The 19,504-nt window shown below is 45.1% G+C and carries 10 protein-coding genes; 6 read left to right on the top strand and 4 right to left on the bottom strand.

Translation table 11 applies throughout. The features are described from left to right. The 3 genes from glmS to rpsB all read left to right on the top strand — a co-directional run bounded on the left by glmS (nucleotide 1) and on the right by rpsB (nucleotide 3,431). Nucleotides 1–1,827: a glutamine--fructose-6-phosphate transaminase (isomerizing) gene (gene glmS, locus V513_RS03725; protein WP_099771777.1), complete on the top strand. Its 1,827-nt coding sequence runs from the start codon at nucleotides 1–3 to the stop codon at nucleotides 1,825–1,827. Nucleotides 1,828–2,170: 343 nt separating this feature from the next. Beyond that, on the top strand, nucleotides 2,171–2,539 hold the full coding sequence (gene rsfS, locus V513_RS03720) for a ribosome silencing factor (RefSeq protein ID WP_257211931.1): 369 nt from the start codon (nucleotides 2,171–2,173) through the stop codon (nucleotides 2,537–2,539). A gap of 79 nt (nucleotides 2,540–2,618) precedes the next feature. After that, the gene (rpsB, locus tag V513_RS03715) at nucleotides 2,619–3,431 is read left to right on the top strand and encodes a 30S ribosomal protein S2 (RefSeq protein ID WP_099771775.1); all 813 of its coding nucleotides are present in this window, start codon (nucleotides 2,619–2,621) and stop codon (nucleotides 3,429–3,431) included. A 196-nt stretch (nucleotides 3,432–3,627) separates the two neighbouring features. Here rpsB and V513_RS03710 read toward each other — a convergent pair whose 3' ends face one another. The 4 genes from V513_RS03710 to V513_RS03695 all read right to left on the bottom strand — a co-directional run bounded on the left by V513_RS03710 (nucleotide 3,628) and on the right by V513_RS03695 (nucleotide 14,380). Beyond that, nucleotides 3,628–4,803 carry a cytochrome c biogenesis CcdA family protein gene (locus V513_RS03710; RefSeq protein ID WP_099771774.1) on the bottom strand — a complete coding sequence of 392 codons (1,176 nt, stop codon included), beginning with the start codon at nucleotides 4,801–4,803 and terminating at the stop codon, nucleotides 3,628–3,630. 1 nt (nucleotide 4,804) lies between these two features. Continuing rightward, nucleotides 4,805–6,610 (bottom strand): right-handed parallel beta-helix repeat-containing protein, encoded by a 1,806-nt coding sequence (locus V513_RS03705; protein ID WP_180274829.1) that lies wholly within the window; start codon nucleotides 6,608–6,610, stop codon nucleotides 4,805–4,807. Nucleotides 6,611–6,980: 370 nt separating this feature from the next. Beyond that, nucleotides 6,981–9,755: an InlB B-repeat-containing protein gene (locus V513_RS03700; protein ID WP_099771772.1), complete on the bottom strand. Its 2,775-nt coding sequence runs from the start codon at nucleotides 9,753–9,755 to the stop codon at nucleotides 6,981–6,983. A 323-nt stretch (nucleotides 9,756–10,078) separates the two neighbouring features. Further along, nucleotides 10,079–14,380, bottom strand: a complete 4,302-nt coding sequence (locus tag V513_RS03695) for an InlB B-repeat-containing protein (RefSeq protein ID WP_099771771.1) — start codon at nucleotides 14,378–14,380, stop codon at nucleotides 10,079–10,081. Nucleotides 14,381–15,064: 684 nt separating this feature from the next. On the opposite strand from V513_RS03695, the gene V513_RS03690 reads away from it, so the two are divergent. The 3 genes from V513_RS03690 to V513_RS03680 all read left to right on the top strand — a co-directional run. Continuing rightward, nucleotides 15,065–15,562 (top strand): hypothetical protein, encoded by a 498-nt coding sequence (locus V513_RS03690; RefSeq protein WP_099771770.1) that lies wholly within the window; start codon nucleotides 15,065–15,067, stop codon nucleotides 15,560–15,562. Beyond that, on the top strand, nucleotides 15,559–17,628 hold the full coding sequence (locus V513_RS03685) for a M6 family metalloprotease domain-containing protein (RefSeq protein WP_099771769.1): 2,070 nt from the start codon (nucleotides 15,559–15,561) through the stop codon (nucleotides 17,626–17,628). The genes V513_RS03690 and V513_RS03685 overlap by 4 nt, the downstream gene beginning before the upstream one ends. A gap of 585 nt (nucleotides 17,629–18,213) precedes the next feature. Next, nucleotides 18,214–19,504, top strand: a 1,291-nt coding sequence (locus V513_RS03680; RefSeq protein WP_143752420.1) for a hypothetical protein, incomplete at its 3' end; no start/stop codon positions are given.

The raw sequence follows: 19,504 nt of genomic DNA, 5'->3' as shown, positions 1-19,504 counted from the left end.
TTGTGCGGAATAGTCGGGATGGTAGGGAAAGACCTTACTATAAGGAAGCTTGTCGATGCTTTGAAAAAGCTCGAATACAGGGGTTATGATTCTGCCGGCGTCGCAGTTAACAGTCGTGACGGTCTCCGGGTAATGAAGGCCGTTGGGATGATTTCCTCCCTCGAGAAGCTTCTTGGGGACGATCTCGACTCGAGTGTAGTTCAGGGTATTGCCCATACCAGATGGGCGACTCACGGAGGCCCCTCCGATTTCAATGCGCACCCTCATACGGATTGCACCGGAAAGATTGCAGTTGTGCACAACGGGATTATTGAGAACTACGATGTTCTTCGTCTCGATCTCGAGAAAAAGGGGCATATCTTCAAATCCGTGACTGATACAGAGACTATCGCCCATCTCATCGAAGAACACTATTCGGGAGATATAATTTCCGCAGTCAGACATGCTCTGCTGGATCTTGAAGGTGCCTACGCTATCGGCGTAGTTCATCAGGATCATCCCGACGTAATTGTCGCAGCAAGAAAGGGCAGTCCTCTCGTTGTAGGATCTACCGGGGAGAGCGGGTTTCTCGCCTCAGATGTCACACCTTTATTGAGGTATATAAGAGATGTATACTTCGTCGATGATGGAGAGTTCGTGGTTATTCGCCCGGAAGGCATAAACATATCCAGAATGGACGGAACGAGCGTCAGAAAACCCTCCACCAGGATAACCTGGAGTGAAGACTCTGCGGAAAAGAGCGGTTACGAGCACTTTATGCTTAAGGAGATATTCGAAGAGCCCCAGACTTTGAGGAATGCCCTGATGGGCAGGATACGGGGTGGCGTGCCGAACTTCAATGAGATCGAGCATCTAAGAGAGGAAATAGAGAAGGCCAGATCGCTCACTATTCTTGCATGTGGTACGAGTTTTCACGCCGGGTTGGTCTTTCAAAGATTCCTCCAGGACTATACAGAAATAAGAGCAGAGGTTGAAGTCGCTTCAGAATTTCGATACAGAAGATTGCAGGAAGGGTTTAGCGATCTCGTGGTCGCGATTTCACAATCCGGAGAGACGGCAGACACTCTTGAGGGCATTAGGAAAGCAAAGAAGCTTGGAACAAAGATCATTTCACTTACAAATGTCGTTGGGTCAACTATCTCAAGAGAAAGCGATGCGGTAATCTACATAAATGCCGGTCCCGAGATAGGTGTTGCTGCCACTAAGACTTATGTTGCCCAGCTGGCGGTCTTGCTTCTCCTGGGAGCGGCCATTGCCGACATTGCCGGTAGAAGCGGGTTCGACATCCCGAAGATCGTAAACGAGTTGGAAGGAATGCCCACCGTATTCGAAAATACTCTCCCAACAGCAGACGAGCAGTGTAAGAGATTGGCGGCCGAACACTCGGATTATAAGCATTTCATGTACATAGGTAGAGGATATAGCTACGCATCCGCTCTTGAAGGAGCTTTGAAGCTCAAGGAGATAAGCTACATTCACGCCAGCGGTTATCAGGCCGGAGAACTGAAACATGGGCCGATTGCGTTGCTTGACAAAGACTTCCCGGTCTTTGCAATTGTCCCCGAAGACGAACTGAAATCGAAGATGATTTCAAATATCATGGAGACACGGGCCAGAGACGCCAAGGTACTGGCTCTGTGCTCCGAGAATGACAAGGAAGTAGCAAAGTCGGTAAACAGCCGAATAGAGGTACCGCGAGTTCTGGATCCAATTTATCCGCTCGTTATGTCACCGTATCTACAGCTCTTTGCATACTATGTCGCCGTCAAGAAGGGACTTGATCCCGACAAACCTAGAAATCTAGCAAAGAGCGTCACAGTTGAATAGAGTTAAATCTGACGATTAGTGTAACATGATAGATGAAACAGGCATTGTATGAAACATATGAGTTGAAGCTACTACTCTGGAATGAAAGCGAAAGAAATCTACTGAGTCCTGCTTGAACCGGGGGAGTGTGATCTTCAGAAAGTGCTTCCTCTGTGGATACTCATCGTGTGTTCCATCAAAGGGACCTTCAGGAGCAGTAGTAAGGCAGTTAGGAAAGGAAGATCGGCTATTCGTTCGTGGGCAAGTGTCTATCCATGATCAGTGAAGTGGGCTTGAGAATTTTGTGAATTAGGCGGACGGTCAACGGAGAACTGAGAACGTGTCTATAATGGGGGAATCAATCTTGGATAAAGTAGTTAAGGCAATTGCTGAGATAATTGACGAAAAACTTGGAGAAGACATAGTAATACTTGATGTCTCGAAGGTGTCAAACCTTGCAGATTATTTCGTGGTGACTACGGCAAATTCCGACCCTCATATGGACTCGCTACGGGAGGCGATACTGCAATACATTGAAAGGGAAGCCGTAGAGATTATCTACTACGATAAAGGCAAGGGTTACAACTGGATGGTGATTGACGGTGGTTATTTCATCGTCCACATTTTCAGTAAGAAGGGAAGAGAGTTCTATTCTCTCGAGGACCTATGGTTGAACGCAAAGAGGTACACATACAGAGATCTCGTCAAAGACGAGGATAACACACGGCAATAATCGCATTCGGTCCCGGTGCCCTCATTGCGAGGGTCGATCGATGGCGAAGCCGGAGGAAAACCAAAACGGAGGTGTATTTGTGTCGGTAGTATCAATGAAGCAGCTTCTCGAGGCCGGAGTTCACTTCGGACATAGGACGAGAAGATGGAACCCCAAGATGAAACCCTATATTTACGGTGAAAGAAAGGGTATCTACATCGTAGACTTACAGAAGACCTTGAAGCTCATCGAAGAGGCCTACGACTTCGTCAGAAACTCCGCTCAGGAAGGGGCTACCTTCTTGTTCGTAGGTACGAAAAGACAGGCTCAGCAGATCGTCGAGGAAGAAGCCAAGAGATGCGACTCTTTTTACGTAAACAACCGCTGGCTCGGTGGTCTTCTAACGAACTTCACCACGATAAAGAAAAGAATCGAAGCTCTGAAGAACTTCGAAGAAATGGAAGAGTCTGGAAAGCTTTCTGCTCTGCCGAAGAAAGAGCAGAGCATGATAAACAAGAGACTCGACAAACTGAGAAAAAACCTCAGCGGTGTCAAGGAAATGCAGAAGCTTCCCGACGTTATCTTCATCGTTGATCCGAAACAGGAAGAGATCGCCGTCGCGGAAGCAAACAAACTGGGAATAAAAGTAATCGGAATCGCTGATACCAACTGTGACCCGGATGTCATCGATTTTATTATCCCGGGAAACGACGATGCTATAAGAGCGATCCAGCTAATAGTACATACGATGGCAGACGCAATCCTCGAGGGTCGCGAGGGACTCGAAGCGGCTGCAATTGAATCGAAGAAAGTGACTACCGAAGAAGAAGCCGTTAAAGTTTCCAGCGAGGAAGACGATACTTCTTTAGAGGACCTTGAAGATGTCTCTGACGACAAAGAGGACGACGAATAATACAATCGGTAGGTTTCTGCTGAGGAATCGATCATGATCGTTTTGAACAGGGGGCAAAATGCCCCTTGTTTTTTCATAGTTGAATCTTCGCGAGAAGTGTAGACAATCTGTTCTGCTTACGAAAAAGATCTAATGCTTACCAACGCTTGAGATCAGAATCTCTTCAATCTATACGGGATCCGTATGGTTATCTAGATCATATCAGACTAAACGTCTTCAGGGTGATATTTAGCATTATTACGAAGAAAACTGTGAACAGAGCTCCCATTAGCAGTTTTATCTTCGCTGCGGCCTGCGTGGACGTCATGAACTCCTGAATCCTCTTCGTCGACGAGCTGAAGTAAGCTATCAGCGTGATTGCAATTATCGGAACTGTGAAGCCTAGATTGTAAGCAACAAGGAATCCCAGCGCCCTTCCAGTTACGCCAGAGCTGTTTATGATATAGACGATCGTGGGAAGGTAAACCTGACCGGTACACATGAACTCTACAAAAGAAACGAGAATTCCAGTTACGAGCGATGCGATCCATATGGTCTTCGCCCTCGCGTTCTTTCTAATAATCTCGTGGGTCTTCTTTTTCAAACCAGGAGTAAGCTCAAGGATCGCCTTCTTGTTCCTGTATCTCATCCTGTAGAAATCAACGACCGAAAGTACAGCGAGTAGCCCTGTGAAGATCGCCATAGCGGGATAGAAGATTAGCTGGAATACCTTGGAAATGCTCTCGACGTATCCAACAGCTCCCAGAAGACCGGTTCCCATGGCGAGATAGGCCGCAAAGATCCCCACGGCAAAGAATATTCCCGCAACTAAAATCTCGTTTCTCCCTCTTCCAACGTAATAAAGATAGGAAACGAGGAAAATGAGAACGACAAACGCGCACGGATTTATTCCGTCAATCAGACCGGCCCCGAGAACGACGAAGAGGCTGAACTGCTCGTATCTATCGTTCAGCCTGTGGGTGACATCATCACCTAGGGCCTCTATCTCCCGGAGTTTTGTTTCTCGCTCTTCCTGAGAGTAGTTGATCATACTTTCGAGTAAGCCGTCCGGTGTGGTATTTGACGGGGTAAAGGCATCTTTCCCTATGAATATCATTGGGTAAAGATCGAGTTCACTTTCAGATACCCCGTACACCTTCGCGTACTTCAGCTTGAGCTCCTGATTCTCTGCCTCGCTAAGCATGAACTTGTTGAGAACAACCTCATCCTCTACTTCATACTTAAGGCTCTCGATCATCATTTCAGCTTCAAAACATTCCTGACATGTCGCAACCCCGAAAAAGTCTATCTCGATCGCTCCCACACAGTTGGCTGAGAGAAACATCAAGACTGCAAGGATTGCTAGCCATCTGCCAAACGCGATCTTAGACAATTCAATCCGACCCCTGATTCATCTCTGTTGCAGACCTTCCTAGAAGCTCATCAACCACGTAGAAATTCTCAGGCCACGTATGGCTCTGCGGGCAGATTCCTTCCGTGCTATCAAAAATATTTTCCCCACCAGCTACAGTGCCCTTGAATACCTTCCCACCACAACCACAGTCCGTGCACATACTCAAATATAGGTCGAGTCCGTGAATAAGATTTTTATAGAACATATTGTTACTGACTTCAGTGACTCCAACTGAACTAATAAGCAGACCATTTTCAACATTCCCTGTGAACTTATTATTGGAAATATGCCCGTTAGTATTGCCAGCAACAGAAACAGCTATTCTGTTCTCCATGAAGACACTTTCGACAATCTCATATTTGACGTCATTTGTAATATATATACCCGTACCCGATCTGATAAAATCACATCCCTCAATTCTTACGCTCCCGCTGCCGTATGCATAAAGACCAGTCAATCGAGAGTTTATTTCCCCTTCAGCATCAGGCAGAGAGGAGAATGAGCAATTCTTTACTATTAGAGTAGAACTGTCAATACTGCTATATGAAACAGCAAAGCGACCGCCTACAACATGACAGTCAACTATTGTCCCGGTGATTCTCGAAACCTGAATCGTGGTTAAGTTGCTTTCAACAGTCATTCCAGAAATCATGAACCCATTCCCCGTCCTGACCATTATTACTGGAGCATTCTGATTTTGACCTCTCAGTACGACACTGTCTCGGGATGATCCTCTGAGCTCTATTGCCCTGTCCAGAATCAGATTTTCACAGTATTCACCTGGCATGACTAGCACGACGTCGCCGTCCCTTGCCTGATCAATCGCAGCCTGAATCGAAGTGTACAGGGCTTCCTCGCCCCCAACGATGAGCGTCCTCCTCTCAGATGAGTCTGCAGGCATTACGTGCACTCTGAACGATCCACGACCGAGACCTCCCCTGTCATCCTCTACCTCTACTGTTACTGTATGCGTTCCGCTCGATCCGTGAGGAGCGGTCAGTATGTATATGCCTTGGTCGCTAACCGTTCCCGGTCCGCCGAGGACCTCATATTTCACGATCTCACCATCCGGATCCCTTGCAAACAGGGAAAGATCAACTCTTACAGAGTCCCCCTCGACAACAGACTGATCACCTATACTGAGAGTTGGGGAAAGATTTCTTCTTCTAACAAAATAGGGTACTTCGAATTCGACTGAATCCTCGCCATCAGACGCTCTCATTAGCAAAGCATCCTCACCGACAGCGTCGTCTGACGGCTTAAGAGTAAGTACTCCGTCCTCTACAAACGCATTCAGAGAAGCATTAGCTTCAATAATCTCAAACTCCAGATCATCAGACGCCAATCTGAATCCAGGAAGGCCCAATCTAATAACATCCCCCACTTCGACATACTGTTGAGGAACAACGAAATCCAGTCTTGCTTTTGAACTGTCAGGAAGCTGCCCTTCAGAAATGTTCACGAAGAAAGCCGAGCTGAAGTCATTACCTTTATTATCTCTTACCAGAAGTGACACCCGAACACGACCAGATAGATCTGATCCGGGCACAAGCTCATAGACTGATCCCACAATTCTTCCCGGACCTTCCTGCAGGGAAAATAGAAGGTCGCTCTCGCTGTCTGAAACAAAGCTTGAAAGATCAACTTCAAGCAATTGATACTGTCTCACGCTCTGATCAGGAATGACAACCTCAGGCGATTTCGAGCCACTGCACGAAGAAAACGCTATCAAAATCAGGACAAAGAAGACTAGGCAAACACTTTTAAGGGACTTGCGGACACGCATGAGCATCACTCCTTGAGGGACTTTAAAAAATTATACCATGTTTGTGATTATACTCACAATGACCTTCGGATTTGTACGGAATAGGATTTGAGAAGATTGTATCTGCCTGCTAAATGTATTGATGGGTTCTTTTAGGCTGTCAGGTTCTGTGTAGAATCACACTCAAGTAATCGCCCAAAAAACCAGCAATCTTAAAACCCGGAACGAAGCCCTGTGATATGAACTGATACTACCAGATTGTTACCTGGAAAACTCATCTATTCTCAGGTTCCAAATAATCACAGCAATTGGTTTCCGCAGTTCCTGAAATATTCTGGAATGAACTAAAACACTCACAAATTATCCCCAGACAGATTGATTTGTCGGAGTTCTACTCGGTGCCGTCAAAAGTGTCGTCATATCCCACGATAGTATTTGCGTGATTTGTGTTTGGGTTCGTATAGTTTTTCGTGTTCCACACATCGTTTGCCGTCAGATAAGCATACTTGCTGGCATCTATTGAAATCGAGATCAAATAACCCGAGCTAATGTATGACTTGAGGGCATTGATATCCTGATCATCCTCGACAGAAATCACTCCCACAGTCTCATTGCGGCTTCTGTACCTTGGTGCCTCCCTCCAGGCATTCTCTAATGGCCATGAGGTGTGATCGCTTACACTGTATGGCATCCTTCTCCAGCTACATATTCCAAGTCTAGCGATGAGATTTATCGCATCAACATATGAACAGCCCGTGTCTCTACCTCCATTTATCTGGTGATAGACAAAATCAGGGCTGAATATTCTGTCTTGATATGAGTCTGAAGGAGCCCCATAGAAGCCCCCCTCCCAGGCAGCCCCAGAGAGATTCCAGTTTCTGTCACGGGCCTCATAGAATGTCGATGTATAGTAGCCCAAAGAGAAGGCGACACAAGAACCTTCGCTTCCTTGATTTCCTATAGGTGGAAAGTACACCGAGCCTGAATGGTCAACTGAATAAGGCAGTCCATCTTGAGGTGAGAAGCCCTCAATTTCATGCCAAGAACTCTCGATCGCTCGCCATTCTTCTTCCGATGGAGGCCTCAAACCTGTTCCATGTCCTTCTATTATCTCGTTGTAGTCGACACCTTCTTCATAGATCCCAAGCGTCTCCTTCATTTTCAAAAGAAGAGAAGTCGAGAGTCCTGAAGATGCAAAGGAAGAGCCAATGCTTGTAGATGAGACCGAGACATCGTTGATGCTTACGCTAACATACGAACCGTTCATAGTATCCTTTGGAGTCTCGACAGCAGAGAATACCTGAACAGGAGATCCAGAAGGATAGTTGTCATATACCTCGACGGAGAAATGACTTATGACTCCGGTAGCCATTGAACCTCCATCAAAGACTTTGAGAAAAACTGTGTTCTCATCGAATGGCAGCAACTCGGTGATATCAATGACCATTTTGTTGGCTGGATACGGCCAACCACCCCCACGATAATAGAAATCATCGAAGCTCTTGAGTTTCAACGGATTAGCTGGATCACCTGCTCCTACCCAGATCTTGCATTCTTCTCTCAGTGGATGCGAGATTTCGAAGACAGCAATCGCCCTGGGCTCATAGTTGTCTCTGGGATCCAAAACAAAACAAAGAACTTCATTCTGCTTCATAGCTTCATACGTAATGAATATGAACCCATCAGGAATGTTTTCCCACCCGCCAGTTCCCCATGAGTTTGCTACTTTGAATGCCCCTTGTTCAATATAAGCAGGAACGTAAACGAAACTCCAGCCTACTGTCTCGGAATAGGCGCCTTGATTGTCCCGGGCTCTTACTTCAAAGGTGTGCGGCCCCTCCAAGTACCCGCTCCAGTTGAAATAAGTCTTGGTGCCAATGTCTATCCAGTCTCCTCCATCCTCTCTGTACTCATATCTTTCAATAAACCCATCGGGGTCAGTTCCATTCCACACAAACCCTACCTTGCTTTTCTCAACCTTTCCTTCGGGACCATTGAGCTTTTCGACGACAGGAACGGCATTATCCACCTCAAAATGCGCAGTAAGCTCGAAATTGCGCGATACTATTAAATTTATCTTGTTTTCTCTGGAGAACGTTGCACCATTCTCGCTCCACTCCTTGAACCTATATCCGGAATTTGGAACAGCCACAATCTCAACTTCGCTTCCGCTAGAATAACAACCACCACCTTCGACAACTCCCCCGGCAGGTGGGTCCGCAGTAACCTCGACCAGATACTCCCTTTTGACGAAAACAGCTGTCACGTGTTTCTCCGAGTCCATGATAATTTTCCCCGGATTATCGAATCCGTCTAGATCTCCTTGCCACATCTCAAATTCCCATCCTGCGGATGGTACAGACACAATCTCTACAAGCGTCTCATACTCATATACACAACCGGAAGAGGCAGGTGAACAGGAGACGCTACCATTTCCACTTATCGAGATGTTTAGAGCAAACTCTTCTCGTTCAAATGATGCATATACTGACTTGTCACCGTCCACTACTACTACGATCGATTCATCGGTAAAGCGAGTACCATCAACCACCCATTCCGAAAACTTCCAGCCATAGGAGGGATGGGCTGTCAATATAATCTTCTCTCCAAAAGAGTATGTTTCTTTATCGGGAGATATTTCAATACTCCCATTTCCATTTACTTCTCTAATGACGTGATATTTCTCCTCAAAGAAGCAAGCCACTAATGTCGCGTCTCTTTCTACAAAGAAGGTGAACGTAGTCGTCGAAGCCAAACAGTCGTTTCCCTCATACCACCCCGTGAAACTATATTCTTGACTTGGAGTTGCCTGAACCGTTCCCATGTCTCCGTATTGAAAGATCCCTCCTCCAGATGTAACTCCCCCTTCAAGGGGTGAAGCGTTCAAAGTGATTTCGCAACAAATGGGGTCAACTATGATCTCGAAAACGCAACTCGATTCTCTATCCTTGCTGTCATTCACGGATATCTGAACCTCGTACAGCCCGCTCTCATCCAAAGCGGGGAGATAACTGTAAACATCTTCGTCGATAATGCCGACTCCAGAGACAATTCGGAAAACAAGATCGTCGCTCTCTTTACAATTGACAAACTGCTTAAGGTTCAAGTGCAAAGCTTCCCCTGCAAGAATCCTTTGATCAGGAATCTCGAGATTCAGCGGTGCCAAAAAACCCCCAAAGCATCCTGACAATACTAATGAAACAACACACAATACCATTAGACAAAATGACTTTGAATTCAAGCCCGAGCCCTCCCCATCTTAAGGATTAGAGACAATCAATTATATAATACTTCTGAATGCAGATAGGCTCTCTTGTCGCCTACGAACTCTTGACTATATTCAAGCGAAAACTAGAAAAACTTCTTTTTTGAAATACCGTATCTTCCTAGTCGGCACATTGTCAAAGCTCCGCTCAATATCCAATACCATACAAAATGGAGACCCTCGCTAAGGAGGGTCTCCATTCGTCTAGAGCAAAATCCTATTAATCAAAACTCAGGAGCTGTAATTCGTCCAGTACCTGTTCGCACAAGCGGATCGATGTATATTCCCTCACAAGCCCCAGCTACAGACTTAATCGAGTAAAGCTCCAGCTTGTAAAGTCCATCAAGAACTATGGGATAACCGATAGTGCCATCAACGTTTACTAACTGTGCTCTCTTCAAGTCTACATTATCGTCACCAGTGATGCCTTTATCCCATTTCCATGGATCAACTCCATCAACATACGTCTCAAGCATCCATGTTTCGCTCAGGTCGTCCCATCTCCAGATGTTGGCGGTTGCTTCTGAAGTGTCTATTGGGACGTTGAAGTCAACCCAAATGGTACCAAGAACTGGAGGAGCGAGTGGAGGATCGTAAGGAACTTGGAAGCGGAGCGCAACAAACTGCGGCCCAACATTGCTCACGTAAGCGCGTACGGTCTTTGGATCACTTTCCAGACAGCCGTTTTCCTGCTGTGCTGTAATCGTTGCAAGCAATGTATCCCCGGCAACTTCGCCGAACTCCCACTTAACGGTTCCAGTCGCTGCAGGAGATGTAATGTGTACAACCGTTCCATCGCCCTGCTCCATGAGAATCTTTACACCGTCATAGCAGCCAGTAGCGTCTCCTGTAATGTCGTCCGCATCCCAGTAAAGGTAAACGAAGTCAGTGCCACACGCTGTCAACGAAGCATGAGTAGTCTCATCTACATCCATTGTCCATCCAAGACCGGAAACATCTGACAACTCCTCGCTAGAGTTAGCTTCGGATGCAAAGTAGAAATAATTCACATTGGGTTTTACATTGTCGATGTCGATCTCAAGTCTCTTAACAGACTGATTCGGATTTCCATCTTCGCAGCAAACATCATCAACAGTTAGCGTGGCTACTATTGTTGCGCAGTTAATCTGATCATATGTGTTCCAGTAAGTACCTGTTGCAATACCAGTCACTGGGTCAATTGTCAGAAGAACTGTCTCTCCGCCGAATGGGACCACTTCTCCGTCTTCATATACCATTTCACCTTCGATGTAAGCATCCACAGAACTCTCGCCAATGAATGAACCGTCGTATGCCTCTATTGTTACGGTTGCTTCCGTAGCGCAAGCGGTCGGAACGGTCAACCAATCGAACGTGAGAATTTCTGGAGGCTCCCTGTCGATCACAACGGAATAGTCTTCAACAGAAGTGTAGGTCTCTGGTTCATCGATGTCAGGCTTGCATGTCTGCACCGCTGTGATAGTTGCTACGAAATCTTCGCAGTCGAGATTGGAGGGCAGACAGACCTTTATCGATCCCCAATAGGCTTTGATAGGTTGTTCGTAACCACCGTTTGCTTCATCAAGCAGTTCGCTCGAATCTTCCGGAGTGGGAGCAGTCACATTTCCTCCATAACATCGAGTTGGAAGAATCCAAAGCTTCTCATCAATGTTGACAGGCATCTCTGGCCACGATAGGAGTAAGTATTCGTCTTCAAGATACTCTCCCGTTCCGCCAGTTTCGCATACCGATGGGTAATTCGTCCAGATTTCGAATGACTCAAGGCAATTTTCCCATACTACAAAGTTAACCCATAAGCAAGAAGCATCACAAGTGGGATCCTCGATATAATAATAATACCAAGGCCATCTCGCTGCTTCAAGAGAATTCACTGCTTCCCTGTCACCTAAGAAAATGAGCGGATAAGGTTTGAAATGGTCAATCTCCACATCGGTTGTCAAACTCGCTTCTGTGGAGTTCTCGCATCTGAAATCTACAGCCTCTGCGAAAATCGTCAGTTCTGTACAATCAAAGACACAGTCTTCCCAGCTCCACTGAATTATTCCACTCTGTGTGGTCGTTCCATCAGGTGTATAAGGATACAACACTTCCTCGCCATTCTCCATGACTACATAGTCAAGCTGTCCAATCGGAATCCACGTGTCGAAGTAAACAGTAGGAGTGCAAGGATCGTCCATCGTCCAGCTAAATCTTGCAAACGTCGCGTCACATGTTTCAGGTTCGACGCACCATTCGAGATCGAGTTCTGGAGGCACGTTGTCAACGTCGAACTTAATGGTCTTAGAACTCTCGTTCTCACAGTCATCTACTGCTTTGATTGTGGCGGTTATCTCTCTACAATCCGCAAACGGGAATTCCCAAAGTACTGTTCCATCCGTGGATTCGGTTACAAATGTGTTGCCACACTGACCATCAGAACAGAGATTTCCGTAGTTTACACTTATCTCTGCATAGTCAAAGTTGACATCTCTTATGTGCCAAACAAGAGCTGTCTCTGTTGCTTTACACAGATCGCAATCAGTTCCAACGCAATCAAGACCAAAGTACGTTATCGTCGGAGCCACGAAGTCTATCGCACAGGTTTCGCTTGCCTCATCGCTTACGTTGCATGATGTGTCCTCTGCATATGCATAGACAGTGTAGCTGCCGCCGAGCGTCGGGCTTACGATCTTGGCAGGATCAAGTTCAATGGTCGCATTTACCTCGTATATCGTACCAGTCGCGGGGAACTCCCATCCTTCATCGAAGTAAGAAGTGAATGTAGTCGTCGATTCACCCGTCGGTGTTGCATCAAACGTGACTTTCTTGATTAATCCAGGAACCGATTCATAAAACCAAACATTGGCATCCTTCAGACCGGCCCCATCGGTGAACCGGATCGGAACTACAGTAGTAGTTGCATCGCAGTCACATTCAAGAAGGATATCAACTTCAGGTGTTATGAAGTCAAAGTCCTCGTCACATTCTACTTCAACACTCTGACCTGTTACCGTGGTTACAGTCCATATTAGAAGAGCATCACCAGCAAGCTCTGGGAAGTCTTCCTCGCGAATAATTGCTCTTATTACCAGATCATCTCCGTCTTCAACCGGAGCTTCAATAAGGGTTGCAGGAATAGTCTCCCCGTTTATTGTAGCAGAGACATCAAAGAAATCGCTGTCTTTGAACAGCAAATTCATTATTCTCACACCAGGGTTAAACTCACCATTCCAGCACGGAGTACAAGGCGCACAAGTACAAAGTTCACAGTCCAGCGTGACTGTTTTGTCAAAAACTAACTCGATGTCTTTTTCATCGTCTGGGCAGTAGTTACATGGCATCGTCCCACAGATTTCGTTGTAGACAACAATTCTTAGCTTATCGTAACCTACACCAGACTTGAGCTTAGTGAGATCAAGCTCAAACGTCTCTTTCTCAGTTGACGAAGCTTCTCTAGTTAAGAATCCATCGTAAAGAAGGGCATTATCAGCACTTTCACAATCCCACACACCTTCATAAGCATAGATTCTAACTCTTACTTTTGAGTCAAGAGTTATCGTTGCTTCAAGAGTAGCCTCGTCACCGGTCAAGATAGCTGTTCCTTCAAACAAGACTATGTCACCGGCGAAATCGACCCCGTCAATTACCGCTTCATCAGTGTGGACATAGAAATCGATTTTCTCAGTCTTAGAGATTCCACCGGTCTTCGTTGCAGTCATCGTCAGCGAATAGATTCCACCAACTGGATCCGCACCAAGCATTGCTGCAGTAATAGCGCCAGTCCAAGAATTGTAGAATCTTGAAGAAGGAATTGCTATAGGCCCGTAAACGACTTCCTCACCTTTTACTATGCTCCAGGACGCTTCCGTCAAAGAGCTGTCAGAGTCGCCTACCAGGTACTGAAAGCCAAGACCATCTTCAGGCGCAGTACAAGGTGCTCCAAGAACCATGAGATCTCCCAATGTCCACTCAAGAATGATCTCAGGCAAAACACCGGGTTTGAGATCGAAGTAAGCAGTTGCGTCAATGTCTTTCGTCATTGTTGCGACTACTGTAGCGTCTTCATACTCGACATTGTCAACAACCCATTTGTCAAAGACGCTGTTCTCGTCAGCTTCAGCGATTAGCGTCACTTCTTTCCCTTCGTCATACTCATAGGTTCCCTCTTCCGGAGTAACGGTACCATCGCCATCTCCAGCTTTAGCTACCGTCAGGGTAAATTGCACGCCAGCTACTTCCTCAAAGACCGCTTTAACAGTTTTGTCGGCGTCCATCTTGACTACTAAAAGATTTTCTGTTTCCTCTGTTTCACCGACTACCCACTTAACAAATTGCCATCCTGCATCGGCTTCAGCGGTCAGCGTTACATCTGTTCCCGCTGTGTATTTGCCGCTTGTATTGGGTGCAGGATCGGCAGTAACGGTTCCATTGCCAGTCTTCTCAATTGTCAACGTGTATTCCACTGGTGGTTTGGGACAACCAGTCAGCATGAACACGAGGAGAAGAATAGCCAGCAATGTGGTTAATTTCAAGAGTTTCTTTGCCACTGCACACACCCCCTATAAGGCGTTTGGTTGTGAAAAGTATTTGCTAAAGAACATATAGAGACTCATATATACCTAAAAAACGCTTTGAACGATCCCGAACAGACGAACAGGTAACAATGGATTTCGTGAACAAACAAAAGACCTCAAATATTATATACCACATTCAAACCGCTAGAAACAAGATGAATCGAGAATATTGTACCATTTCTAATAACCAGATGTCAAACTATTTCAAGGAGCAAACCGCTTCTTCAAGCGAGTCAAAGCCTCATTTGAATTACGAGATATACTGTGAACCACTTCTTCTAATAACAAATCATCGCTTCGAACAACCTTCATGAGAATTATTATACACCAAGGAGAGCTTGATTTGGCCTTTAACTAATGACAGTCTTCAACTCGTCAATCACAATCTTCTGCGCTGGCCGGCACGTGATTCGTTCTCATTTGGTTTTACCAAGTCGTACGAATATTATTAAAGGATTCAACTGAAGTCCCTTCAATTTGGAATTCACGATCTACGATAAAGCAAATTCACATAAGAATCGCAACAGGATTAGCTTAATACGCATCTTATCACTAATTGCCATACCAAGTCCTTCGTGATTCTCACTCTTTCTTTTACGGTGATCGGGGTAACCTTATCTAGTAATGTATAATCATCTTATGTGTAGTGAGTCATTTGTGAGCAAATACTTAAAGAAATTCAATAATGTTTTTCGCCTTTTCGTCCTCTTAACTGCGCTTCTGCTGTTGACGTCCGGGTGCTGGTTTATAAAGAAGCCGTCGGAAGAAGCTGAATTAGCTTTTGAGAGATCGATTATCACAGTCCAAGAAGGTTCAAGTTCTTCAACCAGATTAACTGCAAAGAATTTTGAAAAGGTCTATGTTTTCGAAATAGTGTTAGAAGCTTCTGGAGGAGTCGAGATAACGGACGTAGAATCAAATCTGGATTGCTTGACCTTGATTGCTGGAAGCCATATCCAGTCAGTGGTAATCATTCACGGGGCTTTCCCTTATGATGAGCAAGAAGAAGTCAAAAAGGATATTTTTATTGAAATTATAATTAGCGCCAGTGAGAGCGGCAGTTTGAGTATCATTTCGAATTACGCTCTGGATAATGATCTATCGACTGTGAATATTAATACACTTTTACCAACTCTTGAGGTGGTCGTCAGATGATCGGCAGATTGTCCCTTCTATGCATGATCGCCACTGTTCTTTTTTCGGCGGTTCTCATTGGAGCACCCAGTTTCGGTGGAGTGATTACAGCTTATCAACCTGACGGCACTCGAATCGAATTCATACAGTATGGCGATGAGTATCGAAACTTTATCCTGGATCTATACGGAAGACCTCTTAAGCAAGATCCTCAGAGCCGTTTCTGGCGTTATGGAGTCGTTGTCGACGGTGAGATACAAAGCTCAGATCTCCTGAAAGGGATAGACCAGCCTATTGGCATTACCTCGTTTGAACCCCGGCAGCTTCTTGAATCACTGAAGTTTAGTACACTGAGCGCTTCTGAACCCCGAGACGCCGCGGTGTCTACAGAAGGGACTATCAAGATACCGGTGATACTGATTGACTACCCCGATTACCCCCATACTTATCATGTAAAAGACTTTGAAGAGATAATCTTCTCATCATACCCTGAGCTCGCTCCTTTTGGTTCTATGAGAGACTATTATAGTGAAGTGTCTAACGGTTCAGTTGATCTGTCAGGAGAAGTATACGGCTGGTACACTGCCGATAAATCAAAGGCCTATTATTCACAAAATGAATTCGAACTCGTGAGGGAAGCTATTTCAAAAGCCGACAAGGATATCGACTTCTCCCTTTACGATAATAATGATGATAGGGTTGTCGATATGATAATCGTTATTCACGAGGGAATGGGAAGAGAACTCTCTGGAGATCAGCTGGATATCTGGTCTTTTCAGTCGAGATTATTCGATTACGAGACGAATGATGGAGTAACCGCAGATCTCTTCACAATTCAGCCAGAGAGGGTTGACTGGCCGAGGGAGAATGGGGGAGATCCCGTTAAAGGAATTGCGACAATTGGGGTAATGGCACATGAGACAGGTCATCTTTTTGGCCTGCCAGACCTCTATGACTATTCCGGGGCAACGTGGGGAATCGGATACTGGGGAATGATGGCTTACGGTTGCTGGAACTATGTTGATAGACCGGGGGATATGCCCGCTCACTTCTCGGCTTGGTCCAAGGCTAAACTGGGCTGGTTTGAACCGCTAGAGATTTCTAGACTTTCTGGAGATTTCTTTCTCGAAGATGTGAAGATCGGTGGCAGGCTTCTTAAGTTCTCTAATATTGGCAGACCGGAGGAATACTTCCTCATCGAAAATAGAACGAAATTCGGTTTTGACTACGCCCTCCCGGGAGAAGGTCTCCTCATATATCATATCGACGATGACGTTTACGGGAATAGCGGAGAGCGCAAGCAGGTCTATCTGCTTCAAGCCGACGGAAGGGATGACCTGATGGATCCCTCATCGCGCGAGAACAGGGGAGACGATGGCGACCCTTATCCTGGTTCATCAAATAACGTGTCATTTGGCTCAGAAACAACCCCAAACTCAAACTGGTATGATGAATCTCTAAGTGGGCTAGAGCTTTCATCGATTTCTCATCACGACAATGAGATCCATTTTGATTTGGGCTCAAGGAAGACGGAATTCTCGTTGTTCGATACGGTTATTAGTGGAAACGGAAATGGAATTATGGCTCTCAAGCTTATCGAAACTGAAACACCAATCGCATCCATTCAGCTGTTATTCGAACTGGACGGTGTCCAGATTGATGAAATCATAGTCAGCGAAAGGTTTGATGAAACTCGAAGAGAAATAGCTAGCTCTGCCGATGGCGTTCAGATAAAGCTTTCACTGATTTCTGTTGAATCGGATGAATTCTTCCCAGGAGCAGTTGTTACCATTTTGTCTAGTGGGAACTCAAAGGCATCGATTCTTGAGAGCGCGTTTCTAACCGTTGAGTATTCAGACGGTAGTCTTATGGAGAGTTTCATCGACAGTAAAACCAATCCTGCAGATATCAACGGTGATGGACTATTCGATGGGTCTGATCATCAAATCTTCTTCGAGAAGTACTTCACAAAATATGGCGACGAAACCTGGGATATATTTTCAACTCTTTGCGACTTCGATAATGACGATTCAGTTGGATCTGGTTTGATTGATATTGCCCTTTTCGGTATTTATTCCGCTCAGTGAAAGCCTCTCTAGAATCTCACCATTCATTGACAATTAGCTAAGATACTTGCCTTTTTCATTCGCTGAATAACGTGAAATAACACACTAAGACTGACAAAAACGATGCCAACATTCTGCAGTTCGATAACGGGAAATCGCTATAATGTTCTCCATCACTAAGTCAACAATCTTCTATACTGAGCTGCTGAAATCAGCTTATGCAATCTATCACAAAGTCATATGTTCATATTGTAGTATTAGATTATGTCCATCGATTGTTTATTACATGCTGACGATGTGTGCGATTAACAGTTATTCTTTTCTCACCGATCATCTCATTGGGGACTACTCGCAAATTCCATAGATGGCACTGTGTGGCGCTAAAAGTAACCATTACCTTATTTTACCGAGAAAAGGACGTGTTTTTCAAATCAAAATGATCTTAATGTCCCATTCATCTTTGAGTAACTGTAAAATTACCTATTAAAGTGTATCGTTCGTATGATTTTCTTCCCCCAATGATATAGAATGAGACTAGATAACTTTGATCGACCGATTAGCTTGTCATTTTTGGGGTGGGTTTTCGTTTCTTAGGGAGGTGTTGTAATGAAAAGGCTTTTTTTGTTCTCAACGGCAATTTTACTTTTGGCGGTGTTCTTGAGTAGTTGTTTTCAGCCTCAGAAGAAAGTAGAGGTTATAGATCTTGGAATTGTGGAATACACGCAAGAAATCATTTTCTTGACTCAGGAAGATTCTGGAGAATATGTTTTCTTCATTCGAGCTCCAGATTCGTTTGTAGAAGTTGACGGTGAGTTCATTGGTAAGATGACTTACTGGGTTGACTATGATACAAAAGAGTTGGTTGTAAATCACACTTTCGAGAGTGATTGGATGCTAACGGAACTTTGGCTTGGTTATTCACTGAGCGTGCAAGGATTGGACAAAAACGGTGATGGTGAACTTGAAAAGGCTGATCTTGATGATCACGTAATTGTCAATCCCAAGTCGGCTAATTTTACTTACAGAAAAAGTTTAGAGTCTTTCATTCAAGAAGACACAACGGTTTTTTACTTTGCAGTTCATCTTTTTCTGGAAAAGGAAGTGGAGGAAAACGTCTTCAGTTCTAAACTTTTCAAATATGAACATGGAGTATGCAAGTTCCAAGTTACCTATTTCAACGAGAACGGGCAGAAAGATCCCTGGCTGAATGGATTCATCGATGGAGATGCTAAGGGAAGCAAATCAGGAGAATATGACTGGATACTTACGAAAACGGCAAGTCCAACAGTAGTTCCCAATTTCCCCTCGAGCAGTGGAACTGAGAAGCAGATTGAATACATTCTTGAGGCAAAGAGGCTGCCTCTCAAGGAAGGCACAACTTTTTCAATCTCTGGTTCAGCCGGCGTTCTTAATTCAGGCGATGCAACTGCCAAGAACGTTCAGGTGGAACTGCAGCTACAGAAGTCGGTTGGGGCGACATGGCAGGATATCGGCAGCCCGAAAAAGAGAAGCCTCGGGGACATTGATCCTGGATACAAAAGTGTTCCCTTTTCTTTTTCATTCAGTGGTAATGAAGGAGATTATTTTAGGGTATCGATGAAGATAACTTCGGATAATTTCCCTACAACATTTGTGTATGAGACTTTCTTGATGCCCAAACCCGCTGAAATGCAACCTTTGGATGCTAATGCCACAGTTGAAGATCAACCGTTTCCTCCTACGGGTTTTGAAGTTTTGAATCATTCTAGTGCGGGTTGGCCATGGAATATTGCCGACACCTCACTGGCTACGAAGACATATTTCGTAACTATTAGAAGCATTGAGCAGCTTCAGGCAGGAGAATACTGGTTGACAAACACGGCAACTCTTACCGAATCAGACACAAAAGATGAGAGAG

Origin of the sequence: Mesotoga sp. H07.pep.5.3, assembly GCF_002752615.1 — a bacterium.
In the GTDB taxonomy this organism is placed as follows: Bacteria; Thermotogota; Thermotogae; order Petrotogales; family Kosmotogaceae; genus Mesotoga; species Mesotoga prima.
This window is presented reverse-complemented; position numbering and strand designations above follow the sequence as displayed.